The sequence below is a fragment of the Acidocella sp. genome, from assembly GCF_035535915.1.
Classification (GTDB): domain Bacteria; phylum Pseudomonadota; class Alphaproteobacteria; order Acetobacterales; family Acetobacteraceae; genus Acidocella.
The window spans coordinates 154,398-170,236 of the sequence record NZ_DATLPB010000081.1 but is presented as its reverse complement, the minus strand read 5'-3'; the positions used below and the strand labels follow the sequence as shown (position 1 = coordinate 170,236).

The following is a 15,839-nucleotide window of genomic DNA, read 5'->3' as shown; positions in this document are numbered from 1 at the left end:
CAGCATAACAAAAGTTTTTGCGGCGCTTTTTTCAAAAAGCGCCTGCTTCCTTACTTCAAGCTGACGGCGATAGCCTTGAACACAGCGGCCGGAACTGTACCACCATAGACTTTTTTCATCGGCGAATTGTTATCGTTGCCGACCCATACGGCGATGATGTCAGGCCCCGCATCGCCCACGAACCAGGCGTCGCGATAATCCTGCGTGGTTCCTGTCTTGCCCGCAGTGTAGAGGCCGGGGACGAAGGCAGCGGTTCCGGTGCCGTTCTGCACCACTTCGCGCATCATGGAAGCAACCTCTCCTGCCTGTTCGGGGCTGACGACCGCAACGGGCGACGGCGCGGCGTAGGGAACGCCGTTAATGGCGGTGACGCCATGGGGGGTGACGCGATTTCCGCCATTGAAGAACGTGGCATAGGCGCCGGCGAGCTGCATGACCCCGACCGCGCCGGTGCCGAGCGCCATGGTGGCGTCGTCCGGGAAATGATCGTCCAGGCCGAGCGCGCGGGCCAGAACGATGACGTGGCGTGCGCCGCCGGCGCGCAGCAGGATGCGAATGGCGACCGTGTTCATCGAATCGGCCAATGCCTCGGTCATGGTCACGTCGCCATGATAGATGCGCTCATCGTCCCGCGGATTGTAGCCGCGGAAATGCAGCGGCGCGTCGAGCACCTCGTCATCCGGCGACATGCCGGCGCGCAGGCCCGCCAGCCAGACGATCGGCTTGATGGCGGAGCCGGTTTGCCGGCGCGCCAGCACCGCGCGGTCATAGCCGTCGCGGTCCCCCACCCCGCCGACCAGCGCCCGCACAGCGCCGGTCCGGGCGTCCAGCACCACCACCGCGCCTTGGCTGACGCGCAGCGCAGCGCCCTGTTGCGCGATGGCGGAGGTTAAGGCCGCTTCGGCCACGGTCTGCAAGCCGGGGTCCAGGGTGGTGGTGAGGGTTACGTCCTGCCCTTCGGGAATCACCGCGCTATCATGTTGCATGACCCAGAGGGCGAACCAGGAATCCCGCAAGGCGGGGGAAGTGGCCTGGTCGAGCTGCTGCAAGGCGCTGTTTTCATCAGCCAGCGTGATGCGCTGGGTGGCCACCATGGCGTTCAGCACGTCCCGCGCCCGGTTGGAAGCGGCGTTGGGGTCGGCCAGCGGATTCAGGCTGGAGGGCGCTTTCGGCAGGCCGGCGAGGATCGCCGCCTGGGCGAGTGTGAGCCTGTTGGCGGGCACCCCGAAATAGAGCCGGGCGGCGGCATCAACGCCGTAAGCGCCTTCCCCGAGATAGACCCGGTTGAGATAGATGCCGAGAATTTCCGCCCTTGTGTAATGGTGGGCGAGCCACAGGCTCAACACCGCCTCCTGGACCTTGCGCCGCAGCGAGCGCTGGTCCGTGAGGAACAGGGTTTTGGCAACCTGCTGGGTGAGGGTTGAGCCGCCTTGCACGACGCGGCGCCGGACCGCGTCCAGCAATGCGGCGCGCGCCACGCCTTGCAGGTCGAAGGCGCCGTGATCCTCGAAACGACGGTCCTCGATGGCGATGAAGGCGCCGGGGACATAAGGCGGCAGGTCGCGGGGCAGCACGACGCGGCCGGCTTCATCGCCGAACCGGGCGACGAGATGCCCCTGCTGGTCATACAGGCGAATCGCCGGCCGCCGCGGCGTGGTGACCGCGCGCGACGGGTTGGGCATGTCCCAGGTGAAATAAAGCAACACCGAAGCGAGCGCGACGCCGCCCCAGATGGCGCCGATCACGGCGAAGCGGGCAACCGCGCCGAGCCTCTTCAGCCATGGGGGCGCTTTGGCGGGGATGGGTTGACGGCGGGCCATGATGCCCTGCTGCCAACCGCGCCGCGATCACGTCAATGGGGCATCACGGCATTGGCGAATGAGGGGGGAGGCTTTATAGAGCGGCCTCATGCGGGTGTGGCGGAATGGTAGACGCACCGGACTTAAAGTGACGTTGAGTGCCCACCGGGAAACCAGTGGAGTAGAACTGCTCAAAGTCGGGGGAACCTGTCACATGGCAATCCCGAGCCAAGCCCGGCGACGGGAAGGTGTAGAGACTAGACGGGCAGCACCTACGGCCATGCGCTATGGTGAAGGGATAGTCCAGACCACGAACCGGCCGGCAAAAAGATGCACCGGCCCGGGCGGCGAAAGCCGTGGTGGTACGAAAATCCGTTGGGCCCTAGGCCCGTGGGGGTTCAACTCCCCCCACCCGCACCAGCCGGCGGCCGGCGCGCCATTCGGCGCGCCACCTATCGCCAGCGGGTTTTCGGCTCAAGCCAGCGGAACGATGAAGCGCAGCCAGAAGCGGGTATCGTTGCCGCCGTAATTGCTCTGGGTCACGCCCCGCGTGAGGTAGGACTGCATGATGACCGGGCCGAAATCGTACCCGACCAGCAGGCCGAGCGCGAACTGGCTCTGCCGCTGATAGCCGTTGAACGGCGAGCTGGTGTCCGTGGAATAATACCCCACCGGGCCGAACGACCATTTGCCGAACGCCTTCGTCGCCGTGAGGTCGAGGTTGAGGAAGTTCGGGTTGGTGTGGCTGCTGATCTGGTTGCCGTAGATCAGATTGGCTGTGAGATTATAACCGTTCGCGGTGTAGCTGATGGCGACGCGCTGGTTGATGGACCCGGAATGGTCCGCGACCGAGCTGCTGACCCCCGAATAAAAGCCAAACAGATAGCTCACCCCCAGCCCGTTCCCGAGATCCCAGGCCAACTGCCCGGCGACCAACGGATTATACCAGCCGGCCGTGTAAGATCCCGGCGTGCCGGCGCCGACCAGAGGCGCTGCAACCAGCGCTTGTGCCCTGGCCCCGAGAAAATGATACGGCGTCGCCCAGACGATCAGCGGGATCGTGACGATCGCCGATGCGTTGCTCGGCGGCGTGCGCTGGCCATAGTCCGTGGTATCGGCGAAGTACCAGCCCTGCGGCAAAGGGGCGCCGGCTGCGTAGCCGATGGTTTCACCAGGCTGTGTCACGGACCCCGCCCAGGCGGCGCCCGGCAACATCATGGCCGCCATGGCGATGGGCGCGGAGACACCGAGCGTCATGCCGCGCCAAGAGACAGTGTTACGATATTTTATCGACATGTTTCCCCCCTTGACGACGCGCCCGGCAAACCGGAAACGCGTGATATCTTCATTCATTGTTGAAACAATTACTGATATCCGAACGGGCGATACCGAGGCACAACGAGCATAGACCGTGCCAATTGATAAATGCCTGATTTCATTTGTCAGTTGATACGACAAAGTTACAAAATGCGTGACATTTTGTGCCGTTGTGTCGAATCTGCAACGATGCCGACGTTTTCCGGCCGCGACGGACGCGGCCGGCTAACCGAGCTTCAGGAAAGCGGCCGCTCCCGGAAAAACCGGCGTGACATTATGCGCCGCCGGGCACTGAAACGCCGCCCCTGGCAGGCCGCTTCAGAAGCGCCGATAGATCAGATCATGCTGGTCGGCTTTGGCCTCGGCCTCCGCCATGTCGTTCATGCGCGCATGATGGGGCGAAAACCGGCAGACCGGGTCCGTGGCCGCCGCGTTGCCGGTGATGGCGAGCGCCTGGCAGCGGCAGCCGCCCCAGTCGATTTCCCGCATGGCGCATGAGGCGCAGGGCTCTTCCATCCATCCCGTGCCGCGAAACCGCGTGAAGGCCTCGCCATGCTCCCAGATATCGCGCAATGTGCGCTCTCCCGCCGTGTCGAACAGAAGGCCGGGAATGGTTTGCGCGGCATGACAGGGCAGAACACGGCCATCGGGCGCGATGTTCAGCATTTTCTGCCCCCAGCCGCCCATACAGGTCTTGGGAACCTCCGCGTAATAATCAGGCACGACATAATCGATGACCAATCGGCCCTTCAGGCTTTCACGCCGTTCGGCCACGAGGCGGTCCGCGTCTTCGAACTGTTCCCGCGTCGGCATGAGGGCGGCCCGGTTACGGAATGCCCAGCCATGATATTGCACATGGGCCACTTCGAGCCGGTCTGCGCCGAGTTCCACCGCGAGGTCGATGATCGCCGGCAATTCCTGCAAATTCTGGCGATGCACGACGGCGTTAATGGTCAATGACATGCCGGCTTGCGGCACCATGCGCGCGATGCTCAGCTTCTTCTCGTGCCCGTCTTTATAGTGGCCGATGCGATCGGCCGTTTCCGCGTTGGCGCCCTGGAGGCTGACCTGCACATGGCCGAGTCCCGCCGACGCCAATTCGCGCAGCTTCGCCTCGTTCAGCAGCACGGCCGAGGTGATTAGGTTGGCATAAAGCCCCTGCGCGGTGGCGTGCGCCACCAGCTGCGGCAGATCCTGACGGATCGTGGGCTCGCCGCCCGAAAAATGAATCTGCAGCACGCCGAGATCGGCGGCCTCCGCGATCACGCGCTCCCAGAATTGCGTGTCCCGCTCCTGCCCGGCCTTGAGCATTTCCACGGGGTTGGAACAATACGGGCATTGCAGCGGGCAACGATGCGTGAGTTCCGCCATCAGCGCCAGCGGGGGGGAGATCGCGTTCATGGCTGGATCAACCCTTGATCAAGCAATGTCTGCAGGAACACCATAACATCATTTCGAATCTCCTCGGCCGGCGCCGAGAAACGCGCCGACAAACGCTGAATGATGTCATCGACGGAAGACGCCGCATCGCATTCCGCGAGGATCGCATCGGCGATGTCATCCAGCACGATGATTTTTTCCGGCGCCATCAGAATCGGGACATTCCTGGCCTTGTCGAACTGCCGGCGCACGCCGCGCCGCAGCGCCGGGACAAAGGTGCTCGTGATCGTCACCGCGCGACGGACTCCGCCGCGGGTGCTGCGAGAAACGCGCCATGGGGAATATGCCCCGGCGCGACATAGGCACCATATAAACCATCCAGCTGCGCCCAGAGAACATCGCATTTGAAGCGCAGCGCCGCGAGCACCTTCTCCTGTTCCGCGCGCGTCTCCGCCCGCGTGAGAACATAGTTCAGCGCGAAATCGGCGTCGCGCGGCGCCTGATGGAGCCGGGCGTTGAAATAAGCCAAGGTCTCCTGCGACACGAAATCATAATGCGCCAGCATCCCCGACACGCGCTCGGCGATGATGGAGGGCGAAAACAATTCAGTCAGAGACGACGCCACCGCCTCGAGCAGGCTCCGGTCACGGACAAAATGCACATAGGCGTCGACGGCAAAGCGTGTGATGGGAAGAATACCGGCGGTCGATTCCACATAGGCCGGCTCCAGCCCCACCCCCGTGGCCAGCCGCAGCCACCGCGCGATTCCCCCGTCGCCCGGCTGCTCGCCGTCATGGTCGACCAGGCGCTGGCGCCAGATCCGCCGGTCATCGGCGCCGGGCAACCGGGAGACGATGATGGCGTCCTTTTTCGGAATTGAGCTCTGGTAATAATACCGGTTCAAGGCCCAGGCCTGAACTTGGCTCTGCGAACAGGCGCCGGAATGCAGCATGCGGTGAAACGGATGATGATTATGGTAATGACGCGCGCCGATATCGCGCAGCGCCTGCTCGAATTCCGCGTTGGTTAATTTTACGTTTGTTAATTTTTCCATCATAAAGTTATTTCCATTCCGTCCCAGGCAATATCCCAACCGTTCGCGCGCACCATTTCCGCCTCAGGCGAATCGTCACACAAGATCGGGTTTGTATTATTGATATGAATATATATTTTACGCCTGATTTTCGCCCCTGAAAAGGCCGCCAGGCTGCCATCGCGCCCGGAAAGGCTGACATGCCCCATCCGCGCCCCGGTCTTCGTGCCCACGCCGGCGACGATCATTTCATCATCCCGCCACAAGGTGCCATCGAAAAACACCGCATCCGCCGCCTCGAAACGACGCAGTATTTCCGGTGTGACCCGGGCACAGCCGGGCACGAAGAACAGCGTGCGGCCCGCTTTATCCCACAGCCGCAGCCCAACCACAGCCTGGGCGTCGAGCAGGTCCGGCAGATCCCTGCCCGCTTCCTGATATAAGGGAATTTTCCCCGGCACGGCGAAGGTCTCCACGCCAAGGCCGAGCGGCTCACCCGCAGCATCCAAGAGTTCGCTGGCGTGCCCTTCCCGCAGGGCGTGGAATGCCACGTGCTTTTTGTCGAGAACGGAAAAGACCTGATTTTCGTGCAAGATGCGATCGACGAAAGGCGGGGCGTAGATGTTGAACGCATGCCCTTCGCGCAGGGACAAAAGCCCGGCGATGCAGTCAATATCCCCGCCGGAGAGAATGACGGCGGCAATCGGCGCCCCACGCCGTGCGGCACCGTCCGCGGGGTGCAATTGCGGCGCCGCACGCAGTTGCGCCGGCAAATCCGGGCTGGCATTGAGCAAAACCCAGCGCTTCCCATCCGCGCTCACCGCCAGCGAAGCCTGGGTGCGGGGCTTTACCGCCGGATCGCCCAGGCGGGCGCGGCGGCAATTCTCGCAACGGCAATTCCATTGGGGGAAACCTCCCCCCGCCGCGGCCCCCAACACTTTTATCTGCAAGACCAACCTCCCGGATGCGCGGCGCACCGCTCATCCCATCGCCGAGACATGACCGTTCGGGGACCAAAAGGCGGCATCTTCGCGGGACTCAGGGCCGCCGAGCGCCGTTTCGTTTCCTCCAAACCCTAACCTGAACGGCCTTTGTCAGAAAGCCTATCCTATCGCTGCCGTCCTGGGAATAGCCCGCTGCCCTTACCTGGCCTGGGAGACGAGCGGCACAGACGATGCGAGGCTGGCCTGATACCCCAGCGCAGCGCTGCCGGCCGCATAGCCGTTTTTGCTCAAAATGTACGCCATGACATTTTCATACTGGCCGTGCGACAGGCCGCCGGGGCGGTCGGCCGGCATCTGCTGCGCGAGGATGGTGAAAACGCCGCCCAGCGTGGTATGGCCGGCGGGTGCTGCGAAGCTCGTCCCCGTCAAGGCCGGCCCGACCCCGCCTTGCAGCGCCGCGCCGTGGCAGCCCGCGCAATTTTGCGTATAAATGTCCGCGCCCGTTGCCGCCTGCGGCGCGCTGTACAACGAAGGCGGCGCGGCCGCGCCCGCAGTTTGCGCCATGCCGACAAAGCCAGCGGCCAGAACAACGATGCGTTTGATCATTTCATCGACCTCTAACAAGATGTTCGAGGTCATGATAGGCGAACACACCCCGCCGGCCAACGGTGATTACGCGCCGCGCTCCAGCGCCGCCACCTCGTCGTCGCCAAACACCCGCGATCGCGTGAGAAAGCGTAACCCCGTGCCATTCTCGAGGGAAAACATACCGCCCATGCCGGCGACAACATCGATGATCAGCTGGGTGTTTTTCCAGTAGGCGAACTGCGATGGGCTCATGTAGAACGGCGCACCGCCGATCTCGCCGAGGCGGACATCCTGCGGCCCCACGATGTAATCGCCATCAGCGAAGCACATCGGGGACGAGCCGTCACAGCATCCGCCCGATTGGTGGAAGATGATATCCCCATGACTCTGCCGCAGCCTGGCGATGAGATGCAAAGCCGCATCCGTGGCCACAACCCGCTGCGGCAGCATGGTCATCTTCGTCGCGCCTTAAAAGAAACCGAGCGCGTTCGGGCTGTAGCTGACCAGAAGATTCTTGGTTTGCTGGTAATGATCCAGCATCATCTTATGGTTCTCGCGCCCGATCCCCGACTGCTTGTAGCCGCCGAACGCGGCATGCGCGGGGTAGAGATGATAACAGTTCGTCCACACCCGCCCCGCTTTGATGGCGCGCCCCATCCGATAGGCGCGCGCGCCATCGCGGCACCACACGCCGGCCCCCAGGCCGTACAGCGTGTCGTTCGCGATCCGCAGGGCCTCCGCTTCATCTTTGAAAGTCGTGACGGCCAGCACCGGCCCGAAAATTTCCTCCTGGAACAGGCGCATTTTATTGTTGCCGCGAAAGATGGTTGGCTCGATGTAAAACCCCTCGGACAGTTCGGCGGCCATTTCCGGCCGGCCGCCGCCGACGAGAAGCTCCGCGCCCTCCTGTTTGCCGATATCGATGTAGGACAGGATCTTCTGCACCTGTTCGCTCGAAGCCTGCGCTCCGACCATCGTTTGGCCGCTCAAAGGATTGCCCTGCTTGATGGCTGTGACACGCTGCAAGACGCGTTCCATGAAGCGATCGTAAATGCTCTCCTGAATCAACGCCCGTGACGGGCAAGTGCAAACCTCCCCCTGATTCAGGGCAAAGAGCAGGAAGCCCTCGACCGCTTTGTCGAGAAATTCGTCGTCCTGGCTCATCACATCGGCGAAGAAAATATTCGGCGACTTGCCGCCGAGTTCGAGGGTCACGGGGATCAAATTGTGGCTGGCATACTGCATGATCAGCCGCCCGGTCGTGGTCTCACCGGTGAACGCGATCTTGGCGATGCGGTTCGACGACGCCAGAGGCTTGCCCGCCTCCAGGCCGAACCCGTTCACGATATTGACCACGCCCGGTGGCAGCAGGTCGGCAATCAACTCGGCGAAAACCATGATGCTGATCGGCGTCTGTTCCGCCGGCTTCAGAACCACCGCGTTGCCCGCGGCAAGCGCCGGCGCCAGCTTCCAAATGGCCATCAGCAGCGGGAAATTCCACGGGATGATCTGCCCCACCACGCCGAGCGGTTCGTGGAAATGGTAAGCGATCGTCGTCTCGTCGATTTCCGACAGCGTGCCTTCCTGCGCCCGCGCGCACGCCGCGAAATAGCGCAGATGATCGATGGCGAGCGGAATGTCCGCCAGCGTGGTCTCGCGAATGGGCTTGCCGTTGTCGACCGTCTCGACATAGGCGAGCAGATCGAGATTCTGTTCCATCCGGTCGGCGATGCGGTTGAGAATCAGCGCCCGGTCCGCCACACTGCGCTTGCCCCAGGCCTCGGCCGCCGCGTGCGCGGCATCCAGCGCCAGATTGATGTCCGCCTCCGTGGAACGCGCGGCCTGGGTGAAAACATGGCCGGTGATCGGCGAGACATTGTCGAAATACTGCCCGCCCAACGGGGCGGTGAACTTGCCGTTGATAAAATTATCGTAACGCGGCTTGAACGAAAACCCCGCAATCGCGCTGCCCGCGAGGGGGGCGATGGCTGCATCGAGCATGACCGTTTCCTCATTTTTTTGTTTGTGGTCGCAAGAATCTAGCACCGTTACAGGCCGCTCGCAACGAAGTAAGGAAGGCTACTTTTTGTGAACAAAAAGTAGCAAAAAAACTTTGTTTTGCTGGGCCATGGGCGTTGTCAGCGACACAGCCTCAGGCCCAGCATAGACAAAAATTTTTGCGCCGCTTTTTAAAAAAAAGCGGCTACTTTTCTTGCTGCTACGCCGGCAAAAAGTCCGGCACCGACAAATAACGTTCGCCGGTATCGTAATTGAACCCGAGAATCCGCGCGCCGGGCTCCAGCTCCGGCAGCTTTTTGGCGATGGCCGCCAAGGTGGCTCCGGACGACACGCCGACCAGCAGCCCTTCTTCGCGGGCCGAGCGCCGCGCGAATTCCCGCGCCTCTTCGGCCTCGACCTGGATCACGCCGGTCAGCACGTCGACATGCAGGTTTTTCGGCACAAACCCGGCGCCGATGCCCTGAATCGGGTGCGGCCCGGGCGCGCCGCCGGAAATCACCGGCGACAGGCTGGGCTCGACCGCGAACACTTTCAGGTTCGGCCAATGTTGGCGCAGCGTCTCGGCGCAGCCGGTGATATGCCCGCCGGTGCCGACCCCGGTGACCAGAACATCGATCCCGTCCGGAAAATCGGCGAGAATCTCCTGGGCGGTGGTGCGCGCATGGATCTCGATATTCGCGGGATTTTCGAATTGCTGCGGAATCCACGCGCCTTCCATGTTCGCCGCCAGTTCCTGGGCGCGCTCGATCGCCCCTTTCATGCCCTTCTCCTTCGGCGTGAGGTCGAAGGTGGCGCCGTAAGCCTGCATCAGCCGCCGGCGTTCGACCGACATCGATTCAGGCATGACGAGGATCAGCTTATAGCCCTTCACCGCGGCGACCAGGGCCAGGCCGATGCCGGTATTGCCCGAAGTCGGCTCGATGATCAGACCGCCCGGCCGCAGGCTTCCGTCAGCCTCGGCCGCTTCAACCATCGACAAGGCGATGCGGTCCTTGATCGACCCGCCGGGATTGCCGCGTTCGGACTTGACCCAGACCTCAGCCTTGGGAAACAGGCGGCTCAGCCGAATATGCGGCGTCTTGCCGATGGTTTCCAACACGTTGTTAACTCTCATCAGATTCTCCTCATGTCGATGAACCGTGGCGTTTTTTTAAAGAAAGCAGCCGCTTTTTGGAAAAAGCGGCGCAAAAACTTTTGTTATGCTGGGCCATGGGCTGCGTCAGCGACAACGCCCATGGCCCAGAGTCATAAAGTTTTTTTGCTACTTTTTGTTCACAAAAAGTAGCCTTCTCCTAACAACTCTGCCACACCGCCTTGCGCTTTTCGATAAAGGCGGCCATTCCCTCTTCCTTGTCCTTGGTGGCGCAAAGGCCGTTGAAGAGACGCCGTTCGAACAACACGCCCTGAGTCAGGCCCGTCTCGAAGGCGGCGTTCACCATTTCCTTCACCGCCATCGCCGCAAGCGGCGCCATATCGGCGATGGCTTGCGCGGTCTTCAAGGCTTCCTCGTTCAGCTGGTCCGCCGGCACGATCCGCGCGACCAGGCCGCTGCGCTCGGCCTCCTGCGCGTCCATCATGCGCCCGGTCAGGCACATCTCCATCGCCTTCGCCTTGCCGACCGCCCGGGTCAGGCGCTGCGACCCGCCCATGCCCGGGCCGATTCCCAGCTTGATCTCAGGCTGGCCGAATTTGGCGGTATCGGCGGCGATGATGAAATCCGCCATCATTGCCAGCTCGCATCCCCCGCCCAGGGCGAACCCGGAGACTGCGGCGAACCACGGCTTGCGCGCCGCGACGAGGCGCTCGAAACCGCCGAAGAAATTTTCGCCATACATCGCCGCGAAGCCTTTCGGCTGCATCTCCTTGATATCCGCGCCGGCGGCAAAAGCTTTTTCACTTCCGGTTAAAATCAGACAACGCTTGCTATCGTTGCGCTCATATTCAGAAAAGACGTCTCCGAGCTCTTGCAGAACCTGGCTGTTGAGCGCGTTCAGCGCCTGGGGGCGGTTGAGCCGGACCAGAGTGACCGCCGCCACCTGGTCCAGAAGTAACGTGTCATAACGCATTGATCCCTCCCGAAAATTCGATAGGTTTGCCGCCGATTTGCGTGCGGTGCGGCCGGACGCATGTTCGTACCGCAGGGGCCAGACCGGAGCAATCGCGCCACACGCCGCGTCGCCTGCCCATGACGCTCAGGCCGCCAGAGCCGGATGATTTTAGATCGAATCACGCCGCGCTCCGATCTAAAATCTGCATCCGCCTCTCGCCAGGCAAGTTAGAGGGCGCTTCAGACTTTAAGTCGAACCGTTTCATGGTCCGACTTAAAGTCATCGCTCTAACGACACCAGCAAGGGGTGATGGTCCGACGCCCCCGGGGCCAGCACCTCCGCCCCGAGACACCGCAAGCCGCGCACGAAACAACGGTCCAGCCGCAAGGGGAACAGGCCAACCGAACGATGCGTGGGCTGGCGCCCGCCAACATCCTGAAAGCCAGGCAGGAACGGCGCGCCGACCATGTTGCAATCCCCCAGGATCGCCGCCCGCGGCGACAGCACGGCGGCGATCCGGCGCAGCTGCAGGCGGTTGAGCATTTGCCCGTGCGATAGATGCACATTGGCAATGGTATAGCCGTCGAACTCCAGAAGCTGACAGATGCGGCGGACGATGAGGCCGCGTTGCAAGGCGAGGTTTTGCGTGGGACGATGAAACGGATGCGGACTCCACGCCGCCAGCCCGTGCTTGCGTCCGGGCAAGGCGCACCGCGCATAGTAGCCGCCAAACCGCTCGGCGGCGCCGTCGATCTCCGCCGTAACCTCCTGCATGAGCAACAGGTCCGGGCGATGCTCGTGAACCAGCGCCTGAATGTGGCCGATCTCCGCGCCCCGCGAATGCCGGAGATTCCAGCTTATGATTTTCATTCTACTCGTCTATCTCGCCGTCCGAACTCCACAGCCGCCATGCTTTCATCAGCAGACCGACGCCCGACCATAACGCGATCAAGGCGATCACCCAGGCGATCAGGCGCGGCACGAAGAAGGCGAGCAAGGCAAGACAGACCAGCATGGCGCCGCTGGCACAGATCACCAGCGCCTCTTCCGGCAGGACGCTGCGCCGCTGCGAAAACAAGCCGCTCAGAGTGCTGCCCAGCCCGATCACGCCCGAAAACAGCCGGCCTGACATCGTTCTCATCGTATAGGGCTGATGGATGGACGGAGTCGCCACCGGCCGTCTTTTGCCGTGCCGCCCTGTGAACAGCACGACTTCCGTGCTGTTCTGCAAATCCGCCCGGTAAATATCCTCCATCTGCTGCGCGACGGCGCGGTCACTGATCGCCACGTCGAGCTCGCGGTTCGCCACCCAACTCGCGAGGTTGGAATTGCTCGAGCCGATCCGCGTCCAGCTTCCATCCGCGACGGCGGTTTTGGCGTGCAGCATCGGCCCGTTCCATTCAAACACCCGCACCCCGGCCCGCAGCAAAGGCCGATAGCCCGATTTGGACAAGGCGCCGACCAACGGCCAGTTGCTGGACCCGGGCACCAGGAGCCGGACATCGACCCCCATGCGCGCCGCGCCCGCCAAAGCGCGCACATAGCCCGTGGTCGCCACGAAATAGCCATCGGTGAGCCACAGCGAGCGTGCCGCAACTTCCGCGACAAGCTGCTCCAGGCGATACAATCCCATCGCGTCCGGGCGGCCGGCGATCACCGACACGTCGCAGCCATCCGGCGCGACGGCCAAGGCCGGCGGCGGCGCGGCCGGTGGCAAATGCCCGCCCCCCACAGACGCCCAGCTGTCGGAGAACGCCGCCTCGATATGCGCCACTGCCGGACCGTGGAGTTCAACCGCCGTATCCCGCCACGGGGGCACGCCGCGCGCCGGATTGCCGACCCAGTCGTGCCCGATGCAAAGCCCGCCGGTAAACGCCACCATGCCATCGACGCATAATATCTTCCGATGGTCGCGGCTGATCAAACGCAAAGGGTTCACAAAACGCGGCGGGTTATACCGGCGAACCTGCACCCCCGCCTCGGCCAGCCGCCGCCAGAAGCGTGGTGAGGTCCGGGAAACACAGCCGAGCCAATCATAAATGATTTTGCACGCGACCCCTCTTTGTTGCGCGCGGCACAGCGCCGCGGCGAACGCCTCACCGACCTCGTCTTCCTGGAGAATGTAATTCTCCAGATGGATGGTCGCGGTGGCGCCATCGATCGCGCGCAACCAGGCGGCGAAAGTCTCCGGCCCGTCGCACAAAATGCGCACGCGATTTCCGGGCGATCCTTGCGCGCTCGCCACCCGGAAAAAGGCATGGCTGGCCAAAACCTCAAGCGGATCGACATTGCCCATGCTGTGACTCTCGTCCCCCGCCGCTTGGCCGCGTCAGTGCGGCTCGCCTCGAACCTTGATTTAATGTTCGTTTTGAAGCTCAAAAATTAAGTAAGAACCCACGACCTATCCGTGGCGAACGCCTTGAAAACAACCTCGAAATTCACCGTTTTCCCCCGCCCGCCGGCGCCTGGGGGGCTCGATAAATTCCTGTGATGTTTGATTTTTCTTCTGGTCACGCAGCTCATGCAGAGCTTAGACTTCCCATAACCAGAAGGACGAAGGTAATTTACAAAGAATCAAAAAGATGAGGCTTCGGGGAATTGCAAAAAATCCACATCCCGTATCGTTTGGTTGTATCGTTTGGGCCCGTTTCGCCCCTATATATTTATTTTAAAGCCACGAAGGAACCGTGGAGTATCCGGACGCTGCGGAAAGACAGCGGGGCGTAAACTCTGAAGACAGGAGTAATCATGGGTATGACCGACCAGATTTTCTCTCGTTCGATGCAGTCATACGAAGCGCAGCGGCAACACGAAATGTCGCTCCTCGAATATCTTGAGCTGTGCCGGAAAGACCCCATGACATACGCCTCCGCGGCTGAACGCATGGTCGCGGCGATCGGTGACTCACAACTGATTGATACCGCGAAAGATCAGCGCCTTGGGCGGATCTTCATGAACCGCACGATTAAAGTCTATCCCGCTTTTGCCGATTTTTTCGGCATGGAGGATACTGTCGAGCGGATCGTCAGCTTCTTCCGCTATTCTGCCCAGGGGCTCGAAGAGCGCAAGCAGATTCTCTATCTGCTGGGCCCGGTGGGTGGCGGAAAATCCTCGATCGCCGAGCGGCTGAAACAGCTCATGGAGCAGATCCCGATCTATGTGCTCAAGGCCGGGCAACAGCTGAGCCCGATTTTTGAAAGCCCGCTCGGCCTGTTCCATCCCGACCATATGGGCGCCGAGCTCGAAGAGCGGTTCGGCATCCCGCCGCGCCGGCTGCCCGGCCTGATGTCGCCCTGGGCGGTCAAGCGCCTGGATTCGTTCGGCGGCGACATTTCCAAATTCACGGTGGTGAAGCTGCACCCGTCCCGGCTCCGGCAGATCGCCGTCGCGAAAACCGAGCCGGGCGACGAGAACAATCAGGACATTTCCAGCCTGGTGGGAAAAGTCGACATCCGCATGCTCGAGCTCTACAGCCAGAACGATACGGATGCCTACAGCTATTCCGGCGGCCTCAACCGGACCACGCAGGGGCTTCTTGAATTCGTGGAAATGTTCAAGGCGCCGATTAAAATTCTTCACCCGCTGCTCACCGCGACCCAGGAGAATAATTACACCGGCACCGAGAATATCGGCGCCATTCCCTTCCACGGTATCATCCTCGCCCACTCGAACGAGGCGGAGTGGCAAGGCTTCAAACACAACAAAAACAACGAGGCCTTCATCGACCGGATTTGCGTGATCAAGGTGCCCTATTGCCTCCGGGTGACCGAAGAGCAGAAAATTTATGATAAGCTGATCCGCAACAGCGAGCTCGCCGAGGCACCTTGCGCCGCGGCCACACTGGAAATGCTCGCGCGCTTCGCCGTGCTGTCCCGCCTGCGCCCCCACCCGAACTCCAACCTCTTTTCGAAGTTGCGGGTTTACAATGGCGAAAACCTGCGGGACACCGAACCGAACGTAAAAACCATGCAGGAATATCGGGATACCGCCGGTGTCGATGAAGGCATGGAAGGCATCTCCACACGATTCGCCTTCAAGGTGCTCTCGGCGACCTTCAACCACGACACGCGCGAGGTCGGCGCCGACCCGGTTCATCTCATGTATGTGCTGGAGCAGCATATCAAGCGCGAGCAGTTCGGCGAGGAGACCGAGAAGCAGTATCTTGAGTTCATCAAGGGCATTCTGGCGCCGCGCTATGCCGAGTTCATCGGCAATGAAATCCAGAAGGCATATCTGGAATCCTATAACGATTATGGCCAGAATCTGTTCGATCGTTACCTTGATTACGCTGACGCCTGGATCGAAAATCTTGACTTCAAGGACCCCGATACCGGGCAGATGCTCGACCGCGAACAGCTGAACCAGGAATTGACCAAGATCGAAAAGCCTGCCGGGATCGCCAACCCCAAGGATTTCCGCAATGAGGTCGTGAAATTCGCGCTGCGGGCGCGCGCGCAGCGCGAAGGCAAGAATCCATCATGGACGTCCTACGAAAAAATCCGGGAGGTCATCGAGCGCCGGATGTTCAGCCAGGTCGAGGATCTTTTGCCGGTGATCAGCTTCGGCACCAAGAAAGAAGTCGAGACGGAGCGGAAACACTCCGAATTCCTCGAACGTATGATGAGTCGCGGCTACACCGAACGGCAGGTCAGGCGCCTGGTGGAATGGTATATGCGCGTGAAACAAGCGGGATAGAAGCATGAGTCATTGA

General features: G+C 61.7%; 14 protein-coding genes. 1 reads left to right on the top strand and 13 read right to left on the bottom strand.

Annotated features, from left to right (window positions below; translation table 11 throughout):
• Window positions 1–50: 50 nt before the first annotated feature.
• The 13 genes from VNC39_RS10525 to VNC39_RS10465 form a co-directional block, all read right to left on the bottom strand.
• Window positions 51–1,820: a transglycosylase domain-containing protein gene (locus VNC39_RS10525; protein WP_325398916.1), complete on the bottom strand. Its 1,770-nt coding sequence runs from the start codon at window positions 1,818–1,820 to the stop codon at window positions 51–53.
• Between the two features lie 453 nt (window positions 1,821–2,273).
• Window positions 2,274–3,095, bottom strand: coding sequence for a transporter (locus VNC39_RS10520; protein ID WP_325398914.1), 822 nt, complete (start codon window positions 3,093–3,095; stop codon window positions 2,274–2,276).
• A 339-nt stretch (window positions 3,096–3,434) separates the two neighbouring features.
• Complete coding sequence (gene pqqE / locus VNC39_RS10515; RefSeq protein WP_325398912.1) at window positions 3,435–4,517, bottom strand: pyrroloquinoline quinone biosynthesis protein PqqE; 1,083 nt, start codon at window positions 4,515–4,517, stop codon at window positions 3,435–3,437.
• Window positions 4,514–4,789 carry a pyrroloquinoline quinone biosynthesis peptide chaperone PqqD gene (gene pqqD, locus VNC39_RS10510; RefSeq protein WP_325398910.1) on the bottom strand — a complete coding sequence of 92 codons (276 nt, stop codon included), beginning with the start codon at window positions 4,787–4,789 and terminating at the stop codon, window positions 4,514–4,516. Before pqqD ends, pqqE begins: the two co-directional genes overlap by 4 nt.
• Window positions 4,786–5,550, bottom strand: a complete 765-nt coding sequence (gene pqqC, locus VNC39_RS10505) for a pyrroloquinoline-quinone synthase PqqC (protein ID WP_325398932.1) — start codon at window positions 5,548–5,550, stop codon at window positions 4,786–4,788. The genes pqqD and pqqC overlap by 4 nt, the downstream gene beginning before the upstream one ends.
• The gene (gene pqqB, locus VNC39_RS10500) at window positions 5,550–6,485 is read right to left on the bottom strand and encodes a pyrroloquinoline quinone biosynthesis protein PqqB (RefSeq protein ID WP_325398908.1); all 936 of its coding nucleotides are present in this window, start codon (window positions 6,483–6,485) and stop codon (window positions 5,550–5,552) included. The genes pqqC and pqqB overlap by 1 nt, the downstream gene beginning before the upstream one ends.
• 186 nt (window positions 6,486–6,671) lie before the next feature.
• Window positions 6,672–7,112, bottom strand: a complete 441-nt coding sequence (locus VNC39_RS10495) for a c-type cytochrome (protein ID WP_325398906.1) — start codon at window positions 7,110–7,112, stop codon at window positions 6,672–6,674.
• A 33-nt stretch (window positions 7,113–7,145) separates the two neighbouring features.
• Complete coding sequence (locus VNC39_RS10490; RefSeq protein ID WP_325398904.1) at window positions 7,146–7,517, bottom strand: DUF779 domain-containing protein; 372 nt, start codon at window positions 7,515–7,517, stop codon at window positions 7,146–7,148.
• Between the two features lie 12 nt (window positions 7,518–7,529).
• A complete protein-coding gene (gene adh, locus VNC39_RS10485; RefSeq protein WP_325398902.1) occupies window positions 7,530–9,062 on the bottom strand; it encodes an aldehyde dehydrogenase in 1,533 nt (510 codons plus the stop codon).
• A gap of 217 nt (window positions 9,063–9,279) precedes the next feature.
• Entirely contained in the window at window positions 9,280–10,194 is a 915-nt protein-coding gene (gene cysK, locus VNC39_RS10480) for a cysteine synthase A (protein ID WP_325398900.1), read from the bottom strand.
• A 178-nt stretch (window positions 10,195–10,372) separates the two neighbouring features.
• The gene (locus VNC39_RS10475; RefSeq protein WP_325398898.1) at window positions 10,373–11,146 is read right to left on the bottom strand and encodes an enoyl-CoA hydratase-related protein; all 774 of its coding nucleotides are present in this window, start codon (window positions 11,144–11,146) and stop codon (window positions 10,373–10,375) included.
• 261 nt (window positions 11,147–11,407) lie between these two features.
• Complete coding sequence (locus tag VNC39_RS10470; RefSeq protein WP_325398896.1) at window positions 11,408–11,998, bottom strand: endonuclease/exonuclease/phosphatase family protein; 591 nt, start codon at window positions 11,996–11,998, stop codon at window positions 11,408–11,410.
• A 1-nt stretch (window position 11,999) separates the two neighbouring features.
• Window positions 12,000–13,424 carry a phospholipase D-like domain-containing protein gene (locus VNC39_RS10465; protein WP_325398894.1) on the bottom strand — a complete coding sequence of 475 codons (1,425 nt, stop codon included), beginning with the start codon at window positions 13,422–13,424 and terminating at the stop codon, window positions 12,000–12,002.
• Window positions 13,425–13,876: 452 nt separating this feature from the next.
• Between VNC39_RS10465 and VNC39_RS10460 the strand changes: the two genes are divergently transcribed.
• Entirely contained in the window at window positions 13,877–15,823 is a 1,947-nt protein-coding gene (locus VNC39_RS10460) for a PrkA family serine protein kinase (RefSeq protein WP_325398892.1), read from the top strand.
• Window positions 15,824–15,839 lie beyond the last annotated feature (16 nt).